The 22531-nt window shown below is 68.9% G+C and carries 18 protein-coding genes; 7 read left to right on the forward strand and 11 right to left on the reverse strand.

Going from position 1 to position 22531, the window contains the following annotated elements:
• Window positions 1-7: 7 nt before the first annotated feature.
• The 3 genes from ACXJKJ_RS22405 to ACXJKJ_RS22415 all read right to left on the reverse strand — a co-directional run bounded on the left by ACXJKJ_RS22405 (window position 8) and on the right by ACXJKJ_RS22415 (window position 4425).
• Window positions 8-1510: an aldehyde dehydrogenase family protein gene (locus ACXJKJ_RS22405; protein ID WP_457392590.1), complete on the reverse strand. Its 1503-nt coding sequence runs from the start codon at window positions 1508-1510 to the stop codon at window positions 8-10.
• Window positions 1511-1553: 43 nt separating this feature from the next.
• Window positions 1554-3143 (reverse strand): GMC family oxidoreductase, encoded by a 1590-nt coding sequence (locus tag ACXJKJ_RS22410; protein ID WP_457392593.1) that lies wholly within the window; start codon window positions 3141-3143, stop codon window positions 1554-1556.
• Between the two features lie 454 nt (window positions 3144-3597).
• On the reverse strand, window positions 3598-4425 hold the full coding sequence (locus ACXJKJ_RS22415; protein WP_457392596.1) for an IclR family transcriptional regulator: 828 nt from the start codon (window positions 4423-4425) through the stop codon (window positions 3598-3600).
• A 117-nt stretch (window positions 4426-4542) separates the two neighbouring features.
• Here ACXJKJ_RS22415 and ACXJKJ_RS22420 point away from each other — a divergent pair, with 117 nt between their 5' ends.
• The 7 genes from ACXJKJ_RS22420 to ACXJKJ_RS22450 are packed head-to-tail and all read left to right on the forward strand — an operon-like array spanning window position 4543 to window position 11498.
• On the forward strand, window positions 4543-5502 hold the full coding sequence (locus tag ACXJKJ_RS22420) for an MBL fold metallo-hydrolase (RefSeq protein ID WP_457392599.1): 960 nt from the start codon (window positions 4543-4545) through the stop codon (window positions 5500-5502).
• A gap of 2 nt (window positions 5503-5504) precedes the next feature.
• Window positions 5505-7211 carry an FAD-dependent oxidoreductase gene (locus ACXJKJ_RS22425; RefSeq protein WP_457392602.1) on the forward strand — a complete coding sequence of 569 codons (1707 nt, stop codon included), beginning with the start codon at window positions 5505-5507 and terminating at the stop codon, window positions 7209-7211.
• An 11-nt stretch (window positions 7212-7222) separates the two neighbouring features.
• Entirely contained in the window at window positions 7223-7423 is a 201-nt protein-coding gene (locus ACXJKJ_RS22430) for a DUF2783 domain-containing protein (RefSeq protein WP_457392605.1), read from the forward strand.
• 21 nt (window positions 7424-7444) lie between these two features.
• On the forward strand, window positions 7445-8428 hold the full coding sequence (locus tag ACXJKJ_RS22435) for a Bug family tripartite tricarboxylate transporter substrate binding protein (protein WP_457392608.1): 984 nt from the start codon (window positions 7445-7447) through the stop codon (window positions 8426-8428).
• Window positions 8429-8441: 13 nt separating this feature from the next.
• Window positions 8442-9734 carry a homogentisate 1,2-dioxygenase gene (gene hmgA / locus ACXJKJ_RS22440; protein ID WP_457392611.1) on the forward strand — a complete coding sequence of 431 codons (1293 nt, stop codon included), beginning with the start codon at window positions 8442-8444 and terminating at the stop codon, window positions 9732-9734.
• Window positions 9731-11005: a fumarylacetoacetase gene (gene fahA / locus ACXJKJ_RS22445; protein WP_457392614.1), complete on the forward strand. Its 1275-nt coding sequence runs from the start codon at window positions 9731-9733 to the stop codon at window positions 11003-11005. Before hmgA ends, fahA begins: the two co-directional genes overlap by 4 nt.
• Before the next feature lie 40 nt (window positions 11006-11045).
• Entirely contained in the window at window positions 11046-11498 is a 453-nt protein-coding gene (locus tag ACXJKJ_RS22450; protein ID WP_457392617.1) for a MarR family winged helix-turn-helix transcriptional regulator, read from the forward strand.
• Window positions 11499-11502: 4 nt separating this feature from the next.
• Here the strand turns inward: ACXJKJ_RS22450 and ACXJKJ_RS22455 are convergent, their stop codons facing one another.
• The 8 genes from ACXJKJ_RS22455 to ACXJKJ_RS22490 form a co-directional block, all read right to left on the reverse strand.
• Window positions 11503-12852 (reverse strand): glycoside hydrolase family 27 protein, encoded by a 1350-nt coding sequence (locus tag ACXJKJ_RS22455; protein WP_457392620.1) that lies wholly within the window; start codon window positions 12850-12852, stop codon window positions 11503-11505.
• Window positions 12853-12960: 108 nt separating this feature from the next.
• Window positions 12961-13893, reverse strand: a complete 933-nt coding sequence (locus tag ACXJKJ_RS22460) for an alpha/beta hydrolase (RefSeq protein WP_457392622.1) — start codon at window positions 13891-13893, stop codon at window positions 12961-12963.
• Window positions 13894-13923: 30 nt separating this feature from the next.
• A complete protein-coding gene (locus ACXJKJ_RS22465; RefSeq protein ID WP_457392625.1) occupies window positions 13924-15021 on the reverse strand; it encodes an ABC transporter substrate-binding protein in 1098 nt (365 codons plus the stop codon).
• Complete coding sequence (locus ACXJKJ_RS22470) at window positions 15018-16613, reverse strand: methyl-accepting chemotaxis protein (RefSeq protein WP_457392628.1); 1596 nt, start codon at window positions 16611-16613, stop codon at window positions 15018-15020. Before ACXJKJ_RS22470 ends, ACXJKJ_RS22465 begins: the two co-directional genes overlap by 4 nt.
• A 122-nt stretch (window positions 16614-16735) precedes the next feature.
• Window positions 16736-19123, reverse strand: a complete 2388-nt coding sequence (locus ACXJKJ_RS22475; protein ID WP_457392631.1) for an efflux RND transporter permease subunit — start codon at window positions 19121-19123, stop codon at window positions 16736-16738.
• A gap of 17 nt (window positions 19124-19140) precedes the next feature.
• Entirely contained in the window at window positions 19141-20160 is a 1020-nt protein-coding gene (locus ACXJKJ_RS22480; RefSeq protein WP_457392633.1) for a WD40/YVTN/BNR-like repeat-containing protein, read from the reverse strand.
• Entirely contained in the window at window positions 20160-21518 is a 1359-nt protein-coding gene (locus ACXJKJ_RS22485) for a DUF1329 domain-containing protein (protein WP_457392636.1), read from the reverse strand. The genes ACXJKJ_RS22480 and ACXJKJ_RS22485 overlap by 1 nt, the downstream gene beginning before the upstream one ends.
• A 20-nt stretch (window positions 21519-21538) precedes the next feature.
• Window positions 21539-22531: DUF1302 family protein (locus ACXJKJ_RS22490; RefSeq protein ID WP_457392639.1), on the reverse strand; the 993-nt coding region annotated here is incomplete at its 5' end.

The raw sequence follows: 22531 nt of genomic DNA on the forward strand, positions 1-22531 counted from the left end.
CGGTGCGTCAGACCGACATGCAGACGCTCTTCACTTCGGTGTAGGACTCGACGGCCGCGCGGCCCAGATCACGACCCATGCCGCTCTGCTTGTAGCCACCGAATGGCAGGTTGGCGTCGAGCATGTTGTGGGTGTTGACCCACACGGTGCCGGCCTTCAGCCGCGGCACGATGCGGTGCACGGCCGACAGGTTGTTGGACCAGACGCTCGCCGTGAGGCCGAATGGCGAGGCGTTCGTTTCCCGGATCACGTCCTCGACGTCATCGAAAGGCATTGCCGCGAGCACCGGACCGAAGACCTCCTCGCGCACCACCTGCATCGTCGGGTTCACGTCGACCAGCACGGTGGGCTGGATGAAGCATCCGGCGTCGCGTGCGCGCTTGCCGCCGGTCAGCGCGGTGGCGCCGGCGAGGCGCGCGCCGTCGAGGTAGCCCATCACCCGGTCGAACTGCCGGCGTGAGACCACCGGGCCAAGTTCAGACGCGGGATCGAAGCCGGAGCCGATGCGCATGCGCTCGGCGTGGCGCGCCACCTCGTTCACGACCTTGTCGAACAAGCTGCGGTGAACGTACAGCAGCGAACTGGCGGCGCAGACCTGCCCCTGGTTGAAGAAGATGCCCATCGCTGCACCCATGGCTGCGGCGGCCGGGTCGGCATCGGGCAACACGATCATGGGCGACTTGCCGCCCAGCTCCAGCGTGAACCGGGTCATGTGGTCCACCGCAGCGTGGCCGATGGCGCGCCCCGTGGGCGTGGAGCCGGTGAAGCTGATCTTGTCGATGCCCGGATGCGCACACAGCGCAGCACCCGTCGCACCGCCGCCGCACACGACGTTCAGCACGCCCGCCGGCAGGCCGGCTTCCATCGCCAGCACTGCAAGGCGCAGTGCGGTCAACGGCGTCTCGGGCGATGGCTTGACGACGACGGTGCAGCCTGCGGCCAGTGCCGGCGCGATCTTCCACAGCGCGATGGCGAGCGGGAAGTTCCACGGCACGACCGCCGCCACGACGCCGACGGGCTCGCGCTGCGTGTAGGTGTGGTAGCGGGCGCCGGGCGGGAACGGAATCGAGTTCTGCAGCGTGCTGCCCTCGATCTTGGTGGCCCAGCCGGCCATGTAGCGCACGAACTCGGCGGAGAAGCCCACGTCGATCATGCGCGCCACGCCCTGCAGCTTGCCGCTCTGCAGCGTCTCCATGGCGCTGAGCTCGTCGCCGTGCTCCTCGATCAATTGCGACAGGCGAAAGAGGATGCGCTCGCGGTCGGCCGGCCGCATGCGAGACCAGGCGGAATCCTCCAGCGCCCGGCGCGCGGCGGCGACAGCCGCATTGACATCGTGTTCATCGCTGTCGGGCGTCTCGGCCACGACCATCTCGGAGGCGGGGTCGACCACCTCGATGCGCTGGCTGGCGTGGGCCTCGCAAAACTCGCCGTTGATGAAATTGCCATGGCTGCGCCGCGAGAGAAAGCCGATGCGTGCCAGTTCCTGCTGGGTAAGGTCTTGAGTGTTCATGGGGCGTGGTCAGGTGGTGGGTCGTTGAAGGAGACCGCCGCCGTCAGCGCGCGAGCATCAGCTCGGCACCACGCTCGGCGATCATGATCGTGGGGGCGTTGGTGTTGCCGCTGCAGATCGTGGGCATCACGGAGGCGTCGCACACACGCAGGCGGCCGACGCCGTGCACGCGCAGCTGTGGGTCGACGACGGCCATCGTGTCGGTACCCATGCGGCAGGTGCCCACCGGGTGGTAGACGGTCTTGGCGTACTGCCGCACGAACTGTTCGAGTTCGGCGTCGGGCATGTGCTCGTTAGTGCCGGGATAAAGCTCTTCGGCAATCACCTTGCTCAGCGACGGCATGCGCAGGATGCGACGCGCCAGCTTCAAGCCGCGCACGAGCGTGTCCACGTCTTCCTGCGCACTGAGGAAGCCGCCATCGAACTCCGCCTGCTCCATCGCGTCGGCACTCTTGGCCCGCACGCGTCCGCGTGATTTCGGCCGCAGGAAGCAGGGGTCGATCGAGATGCCATGCACCTCGGGCATCGGCCGGTCGACATCGCCGACCAACACTGGCAGCACGTGGAACTGGATGTCGGGTCGGCCACTGCCCGAGGTATCGACAAAGCCGCCGCTCTCGACGACGTTGGAAGTCAGCAGCCCGGTCTTGAACAGCTCCCACTGCAGGCCATGCTTCAGCGCGGTGAGGCCCTTGTCCTGGCCGAGCAGGCTGATCGGCCCACGGCAACGGCCGTGGGCAATGATCTCCAGGTGGTCCTGGAAGTTCTCGCCGACACCCGCAAGCTCGCGCTGCACCGGCACGCCGATGCGTTGCAGCAGCTCCCCCGGGCCAATGCCCGAGACCTGCAGCAGCTTGGGGCTGGCCAGCGCGCCGGCGCTGAGCACGACCTCGCGGTTCGCCGCCGCCCGCTTCGTCGTGCCGTCGCTCAAGCGGTACTCGACACCCGTCGCCTGGCCGCCTTCGATCACCACCCGCAGCACATGCGCGCCGTTGACCAGCGTGAGCTTCGGGTCGCCCAGCACTGCGGCCAGATAGGTCGCCGCCGTGCTGCCGCGCGTGCCGTCGATGGTCGTGGTCTGGTAGAAGCCCACGCCGTCCTGGTGGCCGCCGTTGAAGTCATCGTTGTACGGCAAACCCGCTTCCTGGGCCGCCTTCAGAAAGGCCAGACTCAGCGGGTGGCGGAACTTGGTATCACTGACGCGCAGCGGACCCTCAGTGCCGTGCATCTCGCCCGAGAAGCGCATGTTGCTCTCGGCGCGCTTGAATATCGGCAACACGTCCTTCCAGGACCAGCCCGTGCAGCCTGCTTCGGCCCATGCGTCGTAGTCGGCCGCCGCACCGCGGATGTAGACCATTGCATTGAGTGAGCTGCCTCCGCCGTTCATGCGGCCTTGAGGCACGTACATCTTGCGGCCGTTGGCGTGCTGCTGCGGGGTGGTCTCGTAGATCCATGAACGCTCCGTGCCGATCACGCGCACGAAGGTCGCCGGCATCTTGACGAACTTGCTGCCGTCAGTCGGGCCTGCTTCGAGCAACAGAACCGTGTGGCCCGCCTTGATCAGGCGATGTGCGATCACGCAACCGGCCGAACCGGCTCCGACCACGATGTAGTCGACGATTTGCTTGTCCAACGTATGTCTCCATTTGTGCTGCGACCCTTCACGGCAAGCGCCGCTTGAGTCGTCGGGAGTCATCGTGGCGAACAGGCAGTTCCGACCAAAGCAATTTCGCGCGGAGTGCGCTTTGGATCAATCCGCAGTGCGCGTTTGTCTATTTCCCGGCGCGTCCGGCAACGCGAACTCAATCAGAGGTTGCTCAAAGGAAGGCGTCGGCTCGCCCGCCGCAACTGAGGTCAAAACCAAACAAAGCCACAGAGGCACAGAGACACAGAGAGGGCGTCATCCCGCCGCCTCTGTGCCTCTGTGCCTCTGTGGCTGTGTTCTGTCGGTTGCCGCACGCCGCCTCGGTTCTCGTGCGTCGCGGGTGCCGCGCGTGCGGAGTGGACAACTGCAATGCCACAGGGTTGGGCATTGGCGCAGCGGCTGCGACTCGACCGCCCCAGGCAACGGGGTCTCGGTGCCCGGTTCAGCGTCGTTTCGAGCCCGCTTGCCCACCGGCCGGGCTGCCCTGCCAGCCCAGCCCTCGCGAGATCTGGGCTGCGGCGGCGCGCACCGCGTCTGCCACCGACGAGTGCCAGTCGATCGGGAAATGATCCTGGTGACCCAGTGCGGTGATGACGATGGCAGGCTGGCCTTCATGATCGAACGCAGGCGCGCTGAACGCATTGACGCCCGGGATCGGGCGCCCCTCTGCGCGGACCAGCCCGTGCACGCGGAGGTCCTGCCGGGCCTGGCGCAGCGCCTTGAGCTCGGCCGCCGAGAACACGATGGCCTGGCCCGGTTCGTCGCCCACCGGCGCGGCCCTGACCACGCGCTCCTCAGGCAGAGCACCAGCAAATGCCCGCCCGGTGGCAGTGCCGAGGATGGACATCACCGTGCCGGAGCGCATGGCCACCAGCAGTGGCTGGCGCGCTTCGATCATGCGGATGACCGTCGGCCCGAGGTTGCCCCACAGCGCCAGCGCCACCGCGAAACCGGTGGAGGACGCCAGGTCTTCGGCCACCGGCCCGGCCACGCGCACCGGGTCGAGCTGGCTCAGGCTGGCCAGCCCCACCTGCAGCGCAGCGGGCCCGAGCGCATAGCGGCCGGTGGCCTTGTCCTGCTCGATCAGCCCGAGCTTGCCGAAGCTGACCAGGTAGGGATGAGCGCGCGCAGGCGTCAGGCCGCCCTGGGCGGCGAGGTCCTTCAGGTTCATCGGGCCGTGGTGGGCCGCCAGCGCAAGCAGCAGGCGGCCACCGACTTCGACCGACTGCACGGCGCGTTGTCCGGCGTCTTTCTCTGGCTCGTCGTGCATGGGAAGTGAGGGCATCCGTGGAGTGGCGATATTTTGCCTTACGCAAACTTGTTTGCCAAACGCAAACGCGAGACATACACTGCAAACTCATTTGTCTATTACGAATACGAGGCGATCATGACGACCCCGAAGAAGTTCGCATCCCAGGCCGATCTTGAAGAGAAGCAGGTCAGCTTCACCCAGCTTTCGGAGCACGCCTGGGCGTACACCGCCGAGGGCGACCCGAACACCGGCATCGTGATCGGCGACGACGCGGTGCTGGTGGCCGACACCCAGGCCACGCCGGCCATGGCCGCCGACGTGATCCGCCGCATCCGCGAGGTGACCGACAAGCCGATCAAGTACGTGGTGCTGACGCATTACCACGCGGTGCGTGTGCTGGGCGCCTCGGCGTACCAGCCGCAGCAGGTCCTCGCCAGCCAGGACACCTACGACCTGATCGTCGAGCGCGGCGAGGCCGACAAGGCCAGCGAGATCGGCCGCTTCCCGCGCCTGTTCCGCAACGTCGAGACGGTGCCTGCGGGCATGACCTGGCCGACGATCACCTTCACCGGCAAGATGACCCTGTGGCTCGGCAAGCTCGAGGTGCAGTTGCTGCAGCTCGGCCGCGGCCACACCAAGGGCGACACGGTGGTGTGGCTGCCGCAGGAGCGCACGCTGCTGTCCGGTGACCTGGTCGAGTTCGACGCCACGCCCTACGCTGGTGATGCCTACTTCAGCGACTGGCCGCAGACGCTGGCCAACATCGCCGCGCTGAAGCCGCTCGCGCTCGTGCCCGGGCGCGGCCCCGCGCTCAAGGGCGAGGCCAAGGTGCAGCAGGGCCTTGAAGCCACGCGGGCCTTCGTCAGCGACCTGTACGCCAAGGTCAAGGAGGGCACCGCCGCCGGCAAGGACTTGAAGACCGTCTACAAGGAAACCTATGCCGCCCTGCAGCCGAAGTACGGCTCCTGGGTCATCTTCGACCACTGCATGCCCTTCGACGTGACGCGCGCCTTCGACGAGGCCACCGAGTTCCGCGACCCGCGCATCTGGACGGCCGAACGTGACCGCCAGATGTGGGAAACGCTGGAAGGTTGACCATGGCCTGCGCCTCCCTCGGCTACGGATCGGACGGCAAGACGATCCAGAGCTTCGAGTTCGACTACCGGCATTCGCCCGACCAGGATGCTGCCGCCCCGGTGCGGCACCCGGTGGTGGTGGTCGGCGGCGGCCCGGTCGGCCTGAGCCTCGCCATCGACCTGGCCCAGCGCGGCCAGCGCGTGCTGCTGCTGGACAACGACAGCAGGCTGTCAACCGGCTCGCGCGCGATCTGCTTTGCCAAGCGCACGCTCGAGGTCTGGGACCGCCTGGGCGTCGGCGACGCAATGTGCGCCAAGGGTGTGGGCTGGAACGTCGGCAGGGTCTTCTTCGGCGATGAACAGCTCTATCGCTTCGACCTCCTGCCCGAGCCCGGCCACGAGCGGCCGGCGTTCATCAACCTGCAGCAGTACTACGCCGAGGCCTTTCTCGCGGTGCGCGCCGCCGAGTTGGCCAACCTGGAGATCCGCTGGAAGAACGAAGTCGTCACCCTGGAGCAAAACGCCGACGGCGTACGCCTGGGCATCGCCACGCCCGACGGCCGCTACACGATCGCCGCCGACCATGTCGTCGCCTGCGACGGGTCCCGGTCGCCGCTGCGCGCGCTGCTGGGCCAGGAGAGCAAGGGCCGGACCTTCCGCGACCGCTTCCTGATCGCCGACATCCGCATGCAGCCCGGCGAGGCCGCCTTCCCCGCCGAGCGCTGGTTCTGGTTCGACCCGCCCTTCCACCCCAATCAAAGCGTGCTGCTGCACCGCCAGCCCGATGGCGTCTGGCGCATCGACTTCCAGCTCGGCTGGGACGTCGATCCGGAGGAGGAGAAGAAGCCGGAAAGGATCAAGCCGCGCGTCGACGCGATGCTGCGCCAGGCGCTGGGGCGGGAGGTTCAGTTCGAGCTGGAATGGGCCAGCGTCTACACCTTCGCCTGCCTGCGCATGGAGCGCTTTCGCCTCGGCCGCGTGCTGTTTGCCGGCGACTCGGCCCATGGTGTTTCGCCGTTCGGCGCGCGCGGTGCGAACTCCGGTGTGCAGGACGCCGAGAACCTGGCGTGGAAGCTCGACGCCGTGCTGCGCGGCGCGGCCGGCGATTCACTGCTGGACAGCTATGCCGAGGAACGCGAATACGCCGCCGACGAGAACATCCTCAACTCCACGCGGGCGACCGACTTCATCACCCCCAAGAGCGACATCAGCCGGCTGTTCCGCGATGCGGTGCTGCAGCTGTCCAAGCGCCACCCCTTTGCGCGTACGCTGGTCAACAGCGGCCGCCTGTCCGTGCCGGCGACGCTGCACGGCTCGTCGCTCAACACGCCGGACGTCGACCCCTTTGCCGGCCTGATGGTGCCCGGTGCGGCCGCGGTCGATGCACCGGTGGGCCTGCAGGGCCAGCAGCGTGGCTGGCTGCTGCGCCAGTTGGGGTCGGGCTTCACCCTCTTGCTCGCTGCCGGCGAAGGCAGCGCTGCGCTGGCCGCCCAGCTGTCGGACACGCGCTTGCCGGTGCCGCTGGGCGTGCTGACGATCAACCTGTCCGCCGCCGCTGACAGCACGGCTGCGCTGGCCGACGTGGACGGGCTCGTCGCGCGGCGCTACGACCTGCAGCCCGGCAATGCGGTGCTGCTGCGCCCCGACCACCATGTCTGCGCGCGCTGGCGCCACCCCGACGCCACCGCCGTCGAGCGAGCCGTCGCCCGTGCGCTCGCGGCCCACTGAAGGAGACAGCGATGCCCCTCGTCACCACCCCGAACCTGAGCGCGCCCGACGACTTCTACGAGGCCTTGATCGACGCCCACAAGGACTTGCCGAGCGAAGAAAGCCATGCGCTCAACGCGCGGCTGATCCTGCTGCTGGCCAATCACATCGGCGCAATCGACGTGCTGCGCGAAGCGCTGCAAGCCGCGCGCCACGGCCCCAACGACCTTTGATGCTCCCCTGCAAGGACTGCAATGAACCCCTCTCGTACTGCACGCCGCCGGCTGGCTCTTGGCATGGTGGCCGCGCCCTTCGTCCTGACTCCCTCCCTCACGCTGGCTCAGAGTGACAAGCCCATTGAGTGGGTTGTCGGCTATGCCGCTGGGGGTGGCTCGGACGCTGTCGCCCGCACGGTGGCCGAAGCGATGGGCAAGTCGCTCGGCCGCGCCATCGTCGTCAACAACAAACCCGGCGCTGCAACCAACATCGCGGCCGACTATGTGGCCAAGTCCAGAGGCTTCGGCAACGTCATGCTGACGGCCGATTTCGCGACGCTCGCTGCCAACCCGACGCTTTTCAGCAAGCTGCCCTACGACTCGGTGAAAGACTTCACCCCGATTGGCCTGCTGGCACGATTTCCATTGATCCTGGTCGTTAGCCCTCAAGTCCCGGCCAGGGACTTCAAGGAGTTCGTGGCCTGGGCCAAGAGCCAGCCGGAGGGCGTCAGCTACGCGTCGGCCGGTGCCGGCAGCCCGCACCACCTGGCCACCGAGCTGCTGCGCGAGCGCACCGGCCTGAAGCTGCAGCACGTCCCCTACCGCGGCGCGGCGTTGGCGGTGCAAGACCTGATGGGTGGGCAAATCCCGTTCGGCCTGATGGACAGCGCCAGCGTGCAGCAGCACATCGCCTCGGGCAAGTTGCGCGCGCTCGGCGTCGCGAGCCTGGCCCGATTGAAGACGCTCGGCGAGATCCCGACGCTCGCCGAGCAAGGCCTCGCGGGCTTTGAGGCCTTTGCCTGGCAGGGTCTTGTCGTGCCCGCCGGGACGAGCCCGGAGGTCGTTGCCAAGCTGAGCAAGGCCCTGCAAGCGGCGCTCAACTCGACGCCTGTGAAGGCCCGTTTCCAGACCCTGTCTCTCGAGGCGCTGCCCGGCACGCCGCAGCAGATGGCGTCTTACGCCGCGGCCGAGCGCGAGCGCTGGGGCAAGTTGATCAGGGCCAACAACATCCGGCTCGACTGAAGAGAACCCATCCATGAACGACAACGCACGCCGCCACCAAGCCGGCTTTGGCAACCAGTTCGCCAGCGAGGCGGTGCCCGGCGCACTGCCGGTGGGCCGCAACAGCCCACAGAAGGTGGCCCACGGCCTGTACGCCGAACTGCTCTCGGGCACTGCGTTCACTGCGCCGCGCCATGCCAACCTGCGCAGTTGGCTGTACCGCCGTCAGCCATCGGTGGTGGTTGGCGGCTTCGAGCCGCTCGCGCAAGCCTTCCTGAAAACCGGCGCCCGCGATGGCGTGGCGGCGCCGCCTAACCCCATGCGCTGGCAAGCGATAGCGATCCCCGACACGCCGACCGATTTCATCGAGGGCCTGCGCACGGTGGTCGTCAACGGCGATGCCGACGCCCAGACCGGCATGGCCGCACACCTCTACCTTGTGAACCGCTCGATGACCGATCGCGCGTTCGTCAATGCCGACGGTGAACTGCTGTTGGTGCCGCAGCAAGGCAAGCTCACCCTCACCACCGAGTTCGGTGTACTGGACGTCGCACCCGGCGAGGTGGCCTTGCTGCCACGCGGGGTGGCATTCAAGGTGGCAGTGGACGGCCCATCGCGTGGCTACGTCTGCGAAAACTACGGGGCGCCATTCCGGCTGCCCGAACTCGGCCCGATCGGCAGCAACGGCCTGGCCAACCCGCGCGACTTTCTGGCACCGGTGGCCGCCTTCGAAGACACGGCCTGCAGCTACGAGATCGTGCGCAAGTACGGCGGCGCGCTGTGGCAAGGGCGGTCGCCGACGACGCCATTCAACGTCGTCGCATGGCATGGCAACCTGGCGCCAGTGAAGTACGACACCGCGCACTTCATGGCCATCGGCTCCATCAGCTTCGACCACCCGGACCCGTCGATCTTCACCGTCCTCACCAGCCCGAGCGACACCCCCGGCACGGCCAACGTCGACTTCGTGATCTTCCCGCCGCGCTGGATGGTCGCCGAGGACACCTTCCGCCCGCCCTGGTACCACCGCAATGTCATGAGCGAGTTCATGGGCCTGGTGCACGGGCAGTACGACGCCAAGCCCGAGGGCTTCAAGCCCGGCGGCATGAGCCTGCACAACTGCATGGTCCCGCACGGGCCCGACACCGAGGCCTTCGACAAGGCGACCAGCGCCGAGCTGGCGCCGCACAAGCTGGACGACACGCTCGCGTTCATGTTCGAGAGCCGCTGGCGTTTTCTCCCGACCGAGTTCGCGCTGCGCCACAGTGCCTTCGATGAAGACTACGCCGGCTGCTGGGGCGGACTGAAGGACCGTTTCGCACCATGACCATCGACGCCACCCACGACCCGGCGCTGCAAAGCTGGGTCGAATCGGCCAACGCGGCCGACACCGACTTCCCGATCCAGAACCTGCCCTTCGGCCGATTTCGGGCTGCCGGAGATGATGAATGGCGCATCGGCGTGGCCATTGGCGACCAGGTGCTCGACCTGCGCGCCACGGGGCTGACAGACCACGCCGACATGAACCGGTTGATGGCGCTGGCGCCGGACGAGCGGCGTGCCTTGCGGCGCGCCTTGTCGAGCGGGCTGCAGCGGGGCAGTGCGCAAGAAGAAGCGTGGCAAGCGGCCCTGTTCGCAGCCAGCACCGTCGAGCTGGGCCTGCCCTGCCGGATCGGCGACTACACCGACTTCTACATCGGCATCCACCACGCCACCACGGTCGGCACCTTGTTTCGCCCGGACAACCCGCTGCTGCCCAACTACAAATGGGTGCCGATTGGCTACCACGGCCGCGCATCCACCATCCTTCCAAGCGGTCAGCCGTTCAGGCGTCCCCAGGGCCAGCTCAAGGCGGCTGACGGACCGCCGCGCCTCGCGCCCACGCAACGGCTGGACTTCGAGCTTGAGCTGGGCCTGTTCGTCGGCCGCGGCAACCGCCTCGGTGAGCCGATCCCGATCACCAACGCCGAGGAGCACCTGTTCGGCATCGCCCTCTTCAACGACTGGAGCGCGCGCGACATGCAGGCCTGGGAGTACCAGCCGCTCGGTCCTTTCCTGTCGAAGAACTTCGCATCCACGGTCTCGCCATGGATCGTGACGATGGAGGCACTCGCCCCCTACCGGCGGCCCTTCGTCCGGCCTGAGGGCGATCCGCAGCCCCTCCCGTATCTGGACAGCGAGGCCAACCGCCATGCAGGTGCCATCGACATCGAACTGGAGGTCAGGCTGCAGAGCCGCGCGATGCGCGAGTCGGGTATCCCGGCGCATTGCATCAGCCGGTCGAACTTTGCTGACGCGGCCTACTGGACCGCGGCGCAACTGGTTGCGCACCACACGGTCAACGGCTGTGCGCTCACCAGCGGCGACCTGTTCGGTTCGGGCACGCTGTCGGGACCACGCCCCGATCAGGCCGGCTCACTCCTTGAGCTGACGCACAGCGGCAGGCGACCCATCACCTTGCCCGGCGGCGAGGTGCGCTGCTTCCTGGAAGACGGCGACAACATCGCCCTCGTCGGCAGCTGCGGGCGGGCCGGTTTCCGCCGCATCGGCTTTGGCCGTTGCGAAGCAACCGTCGAACCCTCGCCTGCGATGGGCTGAGCACGCGCGGGCCGGCGGGCCACGGTTATCCTGCGCCCGCATGAGTTCGTCCCGCGAGAAGTCCCCTCCCCTCGATCAGTCCCGCCTGGCCCACACGCTGGGCTACGCCATCGCGCGCGCGGCCGTCACGACCAACCAGCTGTTCAGCCAAGGCGTGGGCGAGCCGCTTGGCCTGCGGCCGGTGGAGTTCACGCTGCTGCAGCTGATCCTCTCGAATCGCAACACCACGCAGAAGCGCCTGTGCGACCTGCTGCGCGTGCCGGCACCGCAGATGACGCTCATCCTCGACCGCCTGCAGGAGCGCGGCTGGGTCGAGCGCGAACGCGACGCCAATGATCGCCGCGCGCTGCACCTGCGGCTCACGCCCGAAGGCGAGCGCCTGGCCGGGGAAAGCCTCGCGGCGCTGCAGGTCGCCGAGCAGGCGCTGGACCGTGTGCTGTCCAGCGGCGAGCGCCTTCTGCTGCAGGAGCTGCTCGCCAAGGTCGCCCGCTGAGCTGTCAGCTGAGCCGGTAGAGCCCGGCGCCATGCGACGGCAGCTGCTGGGCGAAGCGGCCCGATGCCACATCGAGAGGCTTGCGCGCCCACAGATCGCGCACCTGGCGCACGCCGTCCAGACCCAGGTCCCGCAGCGCGATGCCGACCTCGCGGGCCTTGTCCGTCGGGTTGAACAGCGCGACGTAGCGGCCCTTGCCGTCGGCGGGCCGGGCTGACCAGATGCGCACGAAGTCCTCGACGAAATGCGGCCGGTTGTCGGCGCTCGCCTGGTCCACGGCCAGCACCTCGGTGTTGGTGAGCAGCGCGAGCGTCGGCTCGTCCAGGTGGCGCAGGTCGCCGCCCATGATCAACGGCGAGCGGGTGATGGCCCACAGCGTCATCAGCGTGCGCTGCTCATCGGCAGTGAACTTGGTGTCGCGCTCACCCAGGGCCAGGCGGCCCAGCGGCAGCATGTCCGGGTCAGGCCAGGCGCCCGGCCGGCGCCAGGGGTTCCAGTTCTCCAGGCGCGTGAACTGGGCGTCCAGCGCATGCCAGTCGTCCCAGAAGTCGTCGGAGATGCGCCACATCTGCGCATGCTGGCGTACGTGCTCGGCGCGGCTCACGGGCGTCTCGCCGGGCGACAGGCTGAGCGCCATCGGCCGCTTCGTGCGCTGGATGGCACGGTGAGCGGCCTCGATCTCCGGCGCATGGGCGTCGTAGGGGCGGCTCATGTCGTCCATCTTGATGAAGTCCACGCCCCAGGAGGCGTAGAGCGCGAAGACGCTGTCGTAGTAGGCCTGCGCGCCGGGCTTCTTCATGTCCACGCCGTACATGTCGGGGTTCCAGGTGCAGACGCTGCTGGTGTCGGCGATGTCAGCGGCGCGGTAGGGCGTGCCCAGGATGGGCAGGTTTCGCTTCACGGCCAGGCGCGGGATGCCGCGCATCAGGTGGATGCCGAACTTCAGCCCCATGGCATGGACATCCGCCGCCAGCGGCGCGAAGCCGCGGCCTTCGGCACTGGACGGGAACCGGTTCACGGCGGGAATCAGCCGGCCGTGGCCGTCCATCGCCGGCTCGGGGTTGGCGCTGTAGCTGTAGCTCGACGCCGTGGGCTCGTACCACTGGATGTCGATGGTGAAGATGTTGTAGCCGGCCGGCAGCAGCTTGTCCGCCATGATGCGGGCCGTCTCGCGGGCCTGGGCTTCGTTGATGGTGGTGGCGAAGCTGTTCCAGCTGTTCCAGCCCATCGGCGGCGTGGGGGCCAGCAGGCCTTTGGCCGGCGTTGCAGCGGTGGTGGCGGCCTGGGCGGGCAACGTGGACGCGGCGATGCCGGTGAGGCCGGCGCTGATCAGGCCCCTGCGATTCAATGCCATGGGATGTCTCTTGTCTCGTTTGTCGTGGTTGCCGGGTGTACGGCATTCCACGACAACAATCCAATGGCGATTTCCTCTCAAGCCATGCCAGTTTCGATATGGCTTGGATCACCCCAGCAAGGCCTGCCGCAGCGCACTCGCCATCTGCCCCAGCGCCAGCCGCGCCGCCGGGACGGCGCCGGCCATGCTGATGAAGCCGTGCGCCAGGCCGTGGTACTCGATGACGGTGACGGCATTGCCAGCCGCGCCGAGCGCCTCGCCGTAGGCCATGCCCTCGTCACGCAGCGCGTCATGGGCCGCCAGCAGCAACAGCGTCGGCGGCAGGCCGGCGAGGCTGGGCGCGAGCAGCGGCGCGCCGCGCCAGTCGGGCGCTTTGCCGGCGGCGCCGTAGTAGTGGCGGTTGAAGTAGTCCATGGTGCGCTTCGTCAGCGTGGGGCCACCGGCATGCCGCTCGCGGGACGGGTAGTCGCCATCGTGAGCACCGGCTGCCGGCGGGTAGACGAGGACCTGCAAGGCGATTGCCGGCCCGCCCGCGTCGCGCGCCAGCAAGGCGGCGGTAGTGGCCAGCGCAGCGCCGGCGCTGTCGCCCACGACGGCCAGGCGGCTCGGGTCGCCGCCAAAGCTGCGGATGGCCTCGGCCACCCAGCCGAGCGCGGCGTAGCTGTCCTCGATGGCCGCCGGATAGGGATGCTCGGGTGCCAACCGGTAGGCGGCGCTGACGATCATCACGCCGCTGTCGGCGCAGAGCTGGCGGCAGACGGCGTCATAGGACTCCAGGTCGCCGAGCACGAAGCCGCCGCCGTGGAAGTACAGCGCCACGGGCAAGGCGCCCGCCGCATCGCGAGGTTTGTAGATGCGCACGCGCACGGCCTGGCCGGCGAAGTGGGTCTCGTGCGGCGTCACGTCGACGTCGGCGGGCGGCACGGTGGCTGCCGTGCAGATCTGCCGGTATAGGCCGCGACAGGCCTCGGGCGGCAGGTCGCAGAGGTCGGGGGCGCCGGCCGCCTGGGCGAGGACGTGTTGCAGATGCAGATCAAGCATGGAAGGTCTCCTTTGAGGGGGTGGATAAGTTCATCGACGCAGGCGCCCGTCGCGGCCACGCAGGCCGATCTCGACGTGCTCGGAGCCGCGGTGCTGGCGGGGACTGAAGCGCACGCTGAAGCCGCCAAGGTCGAGCACGCCCAGGCTCTCCAGCGCGGCCGCCAGCGCAGGCCCGTCGACGCGGTTGCCGGCGCGGCGCAGCGCCTCGACGCAGACGCGCAGATGCAGGTAGGCCGCCAGGCCCTCCAGGCTGATGGCCTCGGGGCCAACGTGGCTTTCCGCATCGCGCTCGAACTCGCGCACCAGCGGCAACTGCGAGATCTCGGGGTTGGGCACGACGCTGGTGAAGCCGATCAGCCGGTCGCGCAGCAGACGCGTCAGCTGCGTGAGCCCGGGCGACGACAGCGCCGCCACCGTCAGCGGCACAGCGGCGCGCCAGGCGGCCTCGTGGCGGGTCAGCAGGTCCAGCGACTCGGGACCGAGGTTGAGCACCAGGGCCTGCGGCGCGGCGGCGGTCAACTCGCGCAGCGTGGCGGCGGGGTCGGCCTGCATCGCCAACGAATGGGTGCGGATGCCAGCGGCTTGCAGGGCCGCCGACAAGGCTCGCTCGCGGGCCGGTTCATCACCGTCGCCGAGCAGCGCGACCTGCTCGACGCCGATGGCCCGCAATTGCCCGATCAGGGCTTCGGCCTCGCGCCGGTCATCGGGCCGCAGGCTGAACACCATCGGCTGGGCCGGCTGGTGCAGTGCCGCGGCACCCGAGAAGGGGCCGACGAGCGGCACGTTCAACTCACGCGCCAGCGCGGCGGTCTGCAGGCAGGCGCGCTCGCCCAGGCAGTTGACGAAGGCGACGGCGTGGTGCTCGCGGGCGAGCTTGCGCAGGTTGGCCGCGCGGCGCTGGCTGTCGTCGCCGTCGTCCAGGCTCACCAGCTCCAGCCGCCGCCCGGCGATGCCGCCGTTGGCATTGACGCGGTCCACCAGCGCCTTGGCGCCGGCCTGCACGCGGTTGCTGATCGGGAAGGCGGGGCCGGACAGCGGCAGGGACTGGCCCAGCACCAGCGGCGCCTGCTCGGCCGCCGCGGCAAGCGGCAACAGGCCCAGCAGCAGCACCCAAGCGCGCCAGTTCATGAGCCCTCCTCCTCTTGGAGCCTGAACACCGCCACCAACGACTTCAGTCGCCGCGCCTGGTCACCCAGCGCGACGGCCGAGGCGGCGCCCTGCTCCACCAGCGCGGCGTTCTGCTGGGTCACCTGCTCCAGCGCCTGCACGGCGTTGTCGACGGCGGCCACCTGGCTCGCCTGGCTGGGCATGGCGGCAGCAATGCCGCTGAGGAAGTCGGTCAGCCGCTGCACGGCCGCCACCGTCTCTTGCATGGCGCCGCCGGCCTGCATCACCAGCGCCTGGCCGGCCTTGACCTCGCCGGCCGAGGACTCGACCAGCCGGCGGATGTCGCGCGCCGCGTCGGCCACGCCCTTGGACAGCAAACGCACCTCGCCCGCCACGACGGCAAAGCCCCGGCCGTGCTCGCCCGCGCCGGCGGCCTCCACGGCGGCGTTGAGCGCCAGGATGTTGGTCCGAAACGCGATGTTGTCGATGACGCCCACGATGCTGGCGATGCGCTCTGAGCTGCGGCCAATGGCGCCCATCAATTGCTGGGCCTGGCCCATCGCGGTGTCGCCGGCCAKGGCCGCCTGCGTGGCGCCGTGCGTGACGGCGCCAGCGCTGCCGGCAGAGTCGGCCAGTGCCTGCACGCCAGCGGAGAGCTGGGTGGTGGCGGCGGCGGTGCGCTGCAGTTCGGCGGCGGCGAGTTCGGTGCGGTGGGAGAGGTCCGAGATGCCCGACGCGACCTCGCCAGCCGAGACGTCGATCTGCTCGGCGGCGTCCCGCGCCGACGCCACCAGGCGATGCAAGCCACCCTGCATGTCGCCGAGCGAGCGCAGCAGCTGACCGATCTCGTCCTGGCCGCCCGGCGGAACGGCCTGCCCCAGGTCGCCCTCGGCCACGCGCGAGGCGACGGCCACGGCCTCGCGCACCGGCCCGGTCAGGCTGCGCGCCACGCCGAATGCTGCGATCAGGCCGATGGCCAGGCCCGCCGCCACGATGCCCGCCTGCGCCCAGCGTCCCAAGCGGGCAGCGGCCGAGGCCTCCGCGCTGGCCGCCTCGCTGGCCTCGGCGGCCGTGGTGTCCAGCGCGTCGATGGCGCGCAGCCATTGGTCGAACAAGGGCTTGAGGCTGCTGACCACCAGCTCCTGGATGGCCGAGTCGTGCTGGTAGCCGGCGCCCGCATCCTCGGCCGCTCGTTGCAAGCGCTTGACGGAACTGGCCAGCAAGGGCGCCAGCTCGGTCTCGGCGCGCTTCAGCTCGTCGGCGCGCTGCGCCAGCGCTTCGGCGGACGGCTGATCAAAGACCTCCTTGAACTGCTCGTCGTAAGCCGCCATCGCCTTGGCCAGGCTGTTCAGTTCGAACTTCAGGTCCTCGGGGTCGTCGACCATCGTGGCCAGCAGCGTGGCCAGGTAGGCGTCGGTCACGCGGTCGTGCATGCGACGCCCGGATGCCGTCAGACGCTGTGCCTCGGCCTGGGCAGACAGCAACCGCGTCTCGACGGACTGTGACTGGACCAGGCCGATGCCGGCGATCACCAGCATCAGCGCGAGCAGCCCGCCCATGCCGAGCCAGACGCGGCCCACCAGGCTGGCGAACCAGCGATGCCACGGCCTCATCTCAGTTGTCCGAGGCGACGTGCGCCAAGAGAACACAGCCACTGAGGCACAGAGACACAGAGGAACCTTCATCCCGCTGCCTCTGTGCCTCTGTGCCTCTGTGGCTTTGTTTGGTCTTCACTTCAAGCGCTCCGGGCTGGCTTCAGCAGCCAATGCGCGAGCGCCGGCACCAGCACCAGCGCCCCCACCATGTTCCACACGAACATGAAGGCCAAAAGGATGCCCATGTCGGCCTGGAACTTGATCGGCGACAGCGCCCAGGTGCCCACGGCGAGCGCCAGCGTGACGCCGGTCAGCATGACGACGCGGCCCGTGAACTGCAGCGCATGCAGATAGGCCGCCGATAGGCTCTCGCCCGCGCGGAGCTTGGCCAGCATGACGCTGAGCACGTACAGCGCGTAGTCCACGCCGATGCCCACGCCCAGCGCGATGACTGGCAGCGTGGCGACCTTGACGCCCATCCCCAGGCCCACCATCAGCGCCTCGCACAAGATGGACGTCAGCACCAACGGCAACACGGCGACGACGACGGCGCGCCAGGAGCGGAAGGTCACCCAGCACAGCACGACGACGGCGCCGTAGACCCACCACAGCATCTGGTTCATGGCCTGCTTGACGACGATGTTGGTGGCGGCAGCGATGCCTGCCGAGCCGGCCGCGAGCATGAAGCGCTCATCCTTCGTCGAGTTCACCTTGATGAAGGCTTCGACCGTGCTCACCACCGTGTTCAGCGTCTCGGCCTTGTGGTCCTTCAGGTAGACGTAGAGGGACAGGAAGGAGCAGCCCTGGTTGAACAGCTCGCGCGGCGCGCGGGTCTGCACGCCACCCAGGGCGCTGTCGTTCGGGATCAGCTCGTACCACTTCAGCTGGCCCTCGTTGTAGCCCACCATCGCCAGCTTGGAGAGCGCGGCCATGGAGTTGGTGGACTCGACGCCGGGCAACTGCTCCAGCCGCCAGGCGAGCTGGTCGACCTTGGCCAAGGTGCCGTAGCGGGTGCACTGGTCCTCGGGCGTGGAGACCATGACGACGAGGATGTCGCTGGACGCGGCGTAGTGCTGGGTGACGTAGTCGTTGTCGCGGTTGTAGCGCGAGTCGGCGCGCAGTTCGGGGGCGCCGGGGTCGAGGTCGCCGACGTGCAGCCGCGTGCTGACGGCATAGCCCGCGGCGGCCAGCACCGCCGACACGCCGAGGGCCGCCAGCGCCGGGCCGCGCTGCGTGAAGCGGTCGAGCTGGCGCCACAGGCCCGAGCTACCCGCTGCAGGGTTGAACTCAGGATCGTCACGCAGGCTGCGCCTGGCCGCCGCTGGGCCCACGCCCACATAGGACAGCAGGATGGGCAGCAGCACGAGGTTGGTGAAGATCAGCACCGCCACGCCGATGCTGGCGACCAGGGCCAGGTCCTGGATGGCCTGGATCTTGATCAAGGCCAGCACCGCGAAGCCGACGGCGTCGCACAGCAGCGCCGTCAGCCCGGCAACGAACAGGCGGCGGAAGGTGTAGCGCGCGGCCACCACGCGGTGGGTGCCGCGGCCCACGTCCTGCATGATGCCGTTCATCTTCTGCGCGCCGTGGCTCATGCCGATGGCGAAGACGAGGAAGGGCACCAGCACCGAGTACGGCTCCAGCGCGTAGCCGAGCAGGGCCAGCAGGCCGAACTGCCAGACCACGGCGATGAGCGAGCAGGCGACCACGAGCGCGGTGCTGCGCACGCAGCGGGTGTAGCCCCACAGCACACCGGCGCAGATGACCAGGGCTACGGCGAAGAAGACCAGCACCTGCCGTAGGCCTTCGATGAGGTCGCCCATGACCTTGGCGAAGCCGGTGACGTGCAGGGCTATGGCGTCGCTGTCGTACTTGGCGCGCAGGGCTTCGACCTGGCGGCCTAGTTCGCCGTAGTCCAGCGCCTGGCCGGTCTTGGGATTCACGTCGAGCAGCGGCACGAAGACGATGCTGGACCTGGCATCACCCGCAACGATCTGGCCGATCTCACCGGAGCGCTCGACGTTGGCGCGCACCTCGGCCAGCGCTGTGGGCGAGCCGTCGTAGCTGTCGCCCATCACGGTGTTGCCGTCCAAGCCTTCCTCGGTCACGGCGACCCAGCGCGTGTTGGCCGTCCACAGCGACTTCATGAAGGGCCGGTCCACACCCGGCATCAGGTAGATCTCGTCGCTGATCTTCTGCAGCGTGTCGAGGTAGTGCTTGTCGTAGATCGTGCCCTTCCTGGCCTCGACGACGATGCGCAGCGCATTGCCCTGGCCGCCCAGGTCGGCCTTGTGCGCCAGGTAGTTGGCGATGTAGGGGTGCTGGGTGGGGATGGTCTTCTCGAAGCTGGCGTTGAGCGTCAGCTTGAAGGCCTGATGGCCCAGCCACAGCGTGGCCAGCAGGCACAGCAGCATCACCCAGGGGCGGTGGTTGAAGAGCAGCCGCTCGGGCCAGGAGCCGGAGCGGGTGTCGAAGTCGTCGAGCTGGGTGATCACCGGTTGGGCGCCCAGCGTGTCGGTGGCGTGCATCGTCTTCTTTGAAATGTTCAGGGCTGGGCGCGGCGGGTGCCGCGCAGGCTGGCGATGACCCAGGCGCCGTCCGGCGCGGTGGCCAGGCCGGCAGCGGGCAAGGGTCCGGCGGGCGGCGGTCGGCGCGTGAAGCTGAGGCCGTCGTCGGCGCTGACGAAGAGCTCGCCGGTCTGGGCCAGCAGCGTCAGCTCGCCGCGCCGCTCAATACCGGCTTGCAGGCTGAGCGGCGTGCCAAGTTCGACCTTGGCCCAGCTGTTGCCGGCGTCGGCCGAGCGGAAGACGCTGCCGCGCAGGCCATAGGCCAGCAGCGCGCCGCTGGGCGAGGCGAGCAGGCCGAAGAAACTGCCCTTGTAGGGCGAGGCCAGGGCCGTGAACGTGGCGCCGCCGTCGCCGGAGCGCAGTAGCAGGCCCTGCTCGCCCGCAATGAACCATTGGCCGTCGACGACGCGCACGCCGTAGAGATGCAGGCCGCGCGGGTTGGCGGCGCGGGTGGGTAGTGGCTGCCAGTTGGCGCCGCCGTCACGCGTGACCATGGCCAGGCCGTAGGCACCGACGGCGATGGCCTGGCGTGCGTCGATGGCGTCGAGGTCGAACCAGGGCTTGTCGGCGCCCTCCTCCACCATGCGTTGCGCGGCGCGGCGGCCGGCGTCGTCGGTGGCTGCGGCCAGCAGGCTGGCAGCGGCCTGCTGGCCATCGAGCTGCTTGGTCCAGGTCTTGCCGCCGTCGCTGGTCTTCAGGATGACGCCGAGATGGCCGGCGACCCAGCCGTTTTTCGCGTCGACGAAGCGCAAGGCCGTGAGGCCCGCGCGCACCGGCACCGCAGCCTGCTGCCAGGCTTTGCCGCCGTCGTCGGACCACAGCACCGTGCCACGCTCGCCCGCCGCCACCATGCGGTCCCCGGCGCGAACCACGGCCAGCGTGGCCGCGGCCAGCGCCTTGGGGCTGGCGAGCGCAGGTTCAGCCAGCGCGGCCGGCGCCGGCGCGGCAGCCTGGGCGGACACCGCACAGGCCAGCGCGAGGAACGCCAGCCCGCGCATCAGCGCGCTCCCTCGTTGGCGAGCTCTTCGGGGCTGAAGAAGCTGCGCGGCAGCGGTGCGACGATCTTGTACTGGCTGGCCAGCTCGTTGCTGGCCATGTTGAGGTAGTAGGCGCCGGTCTGCAGGTCATAGCCGCCCCAGAACATGCTGCCGATGACGGCCGGGATGTCCGGCGCCAGCAGGGTCAGCGTGTAGTTGGTGCGCCAGAGCTCGCCCTTGGCATCCCAGCCGTCGAACAGCATGATCTGCCAGCTGTCCTCGTCGATGTAGTACTTGCGCTTGGGCACGACGTGGCGCTTACCCTCGGCCAGCGTGGCCTCGACCTCCCAGACACGGTGCAGCTCCCAGCGCACGACGCTGGGGTTCAGCGTGTTGGGCGTGACAAGGTCGGCCACCTTGGCAGACGCTGCCCGGTTGTTGTTGTAGGGGATGTAGAGCTCGCGCTTGCCGACCAGCTTGAGGTTGTGCTTGTCGATGGGGCCGAAGAGCATGAAGGCTTCGTCGAAGAGGCCGATGCCCGAGGTCACCGAGTCGGGCGTGTCATAGGCCACCGACGGTGCCTTGCGCACGCGGCGCTGGCCCACCAGGTATTGCCACAGGCCGCGCGGGTTGCTGGCGTTGAGGTTGTCGTGCGCCAGGATGGCCTCGCCCGCTTTGGAGCCCGGCTCGCTGACAACGAACTTGCCCAGGCCGGCATAGCCGTCGAACTTCTCCAGGCTGCCCTCGGGGTCGTAGAACTGCCTGCGAAAGCTCTGCGTGCCGCCGGAGGCCATCGCGCGCTTGCCGTCGGCCGTCACGACCCAGACCCGCACCGGCGCCTGCGCGTAGGTGCCGACCCACGCAAGGCGGTGGTTCTGGAACACCTCATAGCCGTCCTTGGGGATGGGGAACGGCGTGCCGCCATAGGCGCCTTCGGTGCCCTGGCCGCTGTCGACGAGCTTGGCGCGCGTGGCGTTCTTGAAGGTGTTGTCGTAGACCCATTGCGGCGCGGCCGCCGTGCGGTGGCTGGGGTAGACGTCGATGCGGAAGTCGGGGTACTTCTTCATCAACGCCTTGACGCCGTCGCTCAGTTTGGCGTCGTACTGCGCCATGTTCTTGGCGTTGATGCTGTACAGCGGCTTCTCGGCGGCGAAGGGGTCGGGGCGAGCGTCGCCGGGCTTGAAGCCGGCGGCCGCCTTGGTCAGGCCGCCGTCCCACGCGGGGATCGTGCCGTCCTTGTTGGCGGCGCGCTCGGCGCCGAGCGGGGTCAGCGTGGTCTTGAGCTTGGCGGCTTCTTCAGCCGACACGGCGGCCAGCGTCGGGCCAGCCAGCAGCAGGGCAGTGACCAGCAGCGTGGCCTTGAGATGAGTGCTGTTCATGTGAAGTGCTCCGTGGGGCTTCAGAAGGTGCGCGAGACGGTGAAGCTCAGGTTGGCGCGGTCGCGCAGCGACTGGCCGAAGGTGAGCTGGCGCGGCGAGCCGCTGCCGGCGACGAGGGTCTCGGTGAAGGTCTTGGCGGTGCCGAAGAAGTCGCTGTAGGTCAGCGCGAAGTTCCAGTCGTTCTGGTACTTGCCCTTCAGGCCGACGCTGTAGTCGCCCGCGCTTGCCGCTCCGCCCGCGAAGTTGGCGATGGACGAGGACCGGCCGCCAAAGTTGTAGCCCAAGCCGATGGGCACAGACAGGTCCAGCCCCGCCAGCACCTGGAAGTACTGGGGCTCGAACAGCATGCGGAAGGCGAAGGCGCCCTTGGTGGTGTTCGGGTCCAGGCCGCCTAGCCCCGAGCTGGCGCCGGTCGGGGTCGCGAAGATGTCCTTGGTGATGCTGAGCCGGTGGTTGTAGGCCAGCTCGGCCACCACCGCCCCGCCCTGCCACAGCGCGCCGGGTTGCAGCACGTAAATGCCCGAAGCCTGCAGGTGGGCCGTGCGGCCGACGGCGAAGCAGGGGTTGTCGCTGCCGCCGCAGGCCAGCACGGGGCCCAGGCCCAGCACGGCGGGATCGCTGTTCAGCGGCGCGTTCCAGCGCACCGAGCCCTCGACGGCCCAGTTCAGCTGGCCCACCGACGACGTGACGCTGGCGCCGACCGTCTTGATGTCGTCACCATAGGCCAGATGCACATTGCCGTTGACGAAGTCGAACACCGGCACGGCCGGCGTCTTGTCGTGGTACTGCGCCGCGTAGAGGCCAAACTCGTAGTCGCCGCCCGTCGGGCTGAGGCGCAGCTGCACGCCACCCTGCCCCGAGTTGCGCGGCCGCAGGTCCTTGCTCTTGTCGTAGCTCAGCAGGATGGGCGCGCCCTGCGGAGTCAGGCCGAAGTTGACGGTACCCGTGCCGACGTAGTCCTGGTTGGAGAAGAAGCTGCCGACGCCCGGGATCTTGCTGGGCCGCCACTTGAG

The organism is Roseateles sp. P5_E1, assembly GCF_054049335.1.

Coding starts and splice junctions, on each gene's coding strand:
- ACXJKJ_RS22405 (WP_457392590.1), bottom strand. CDS start 1,510: ATGAACACTCAAGACCTTACCCAGCAGGAACTGGCACGCATCGGCTTT.
- ACXJKJ_RS22415 (WP_457392596.1), bottom strand. CDS start 4,425: ATGCACGACGAGCCAGAGAAAGACGCCGGACAACGCGCCGTGCAGTCG.
- ACXJKJ_RS22420 (WP_457392599.1), top strand. CDS start 4,543: ATGACGACCCCGAAGAAGTTCGCATCCCAGGCCGATCTTGAAGAGAAG.
- ACXJKJ_RS22425 (WP_457392602.1), top strand. CDS start 5,505: ATGGCCTGCGCCTCCCTCGGCTACGGATCGGACGGCAAGACGATCCAG.
- ACXJKJ_RS22430 (WP_457392605.1), top strand. CDS start 7,223: ATGCCCCTCGTCACCACCCCGAACCTGAGCGCGCCCGACGACTTCTAC.
- ACXJKJ_RS22435 (WP_457392608.1), top strand. CDS start 7,445: ATGAACCCCTCTCGTACTGCACGCCGCCGGCTGGCTCTTGGCATGGTG.
- hmgA (WP_457392611.1), top strand. CDS start 8,442: ATGAACGACAACGCACGCCGCCACCAAGCCGGCTTTGGCAACCAGTTC.
- fahA (WP_457392614.1), top strand. CDS start 9,731: ATGACCATCGACGCCACCCACGACCCGGCGCTGCAAAGCTGGGTCGAA.
- ACXJKJ_RS22450 (WP_457392617.1), top strand. CDS start 11,046: ATGAGTTCGTCCCGCGAGAAGTCCCCTCCCCTCGATCAGTCCCGCCTG.
- ACXJKJ_RS22455 (WP_457392620.1), bottom strand. CDS start 12,852: ATGGCATTGAATCGCAGGGGCCTGATCAGCGCCGGCCTCACCGGCATC.
- ACXJKJ_RS22460 (WP_457392622.1), bottom strand. CDS start 13,893: ATGCTTGATCTGCATCTGCAACACGTCCTCGCCCAGGCGGCCGGCGCC.
- ACXJKJ_RS22465 (WP_457392625.1), bottom strand. CDS start 15,021: ATGAACTGGCGCGCTTGGGTGCTGCTGCTGGGCCTGTTGCCGCTTGCC.
- ACXJKJ_RS22475 (WP_457392631.1), bottom strand. CDS start 19,123: ATGCACGCCACCGACACGCTGGGCGCCCAACCGGTGATCACCCAGCTC.
- ACXJKJ_RS22480 (WP_457392633.1), bottom strand. CDS start 20,160: ATGCGCGGGCTGGCGTTCCTCGCGCTGGCCTGTGCGGTGTCCGCCCAG.
- ACXJKJ_RS22485 (WP_457392636.1), bottom strand. CDS start 21,518: ATGAACAGCACTCATCTCAAGGCCACGCTGCTGGTCACTGCCCTGCTG.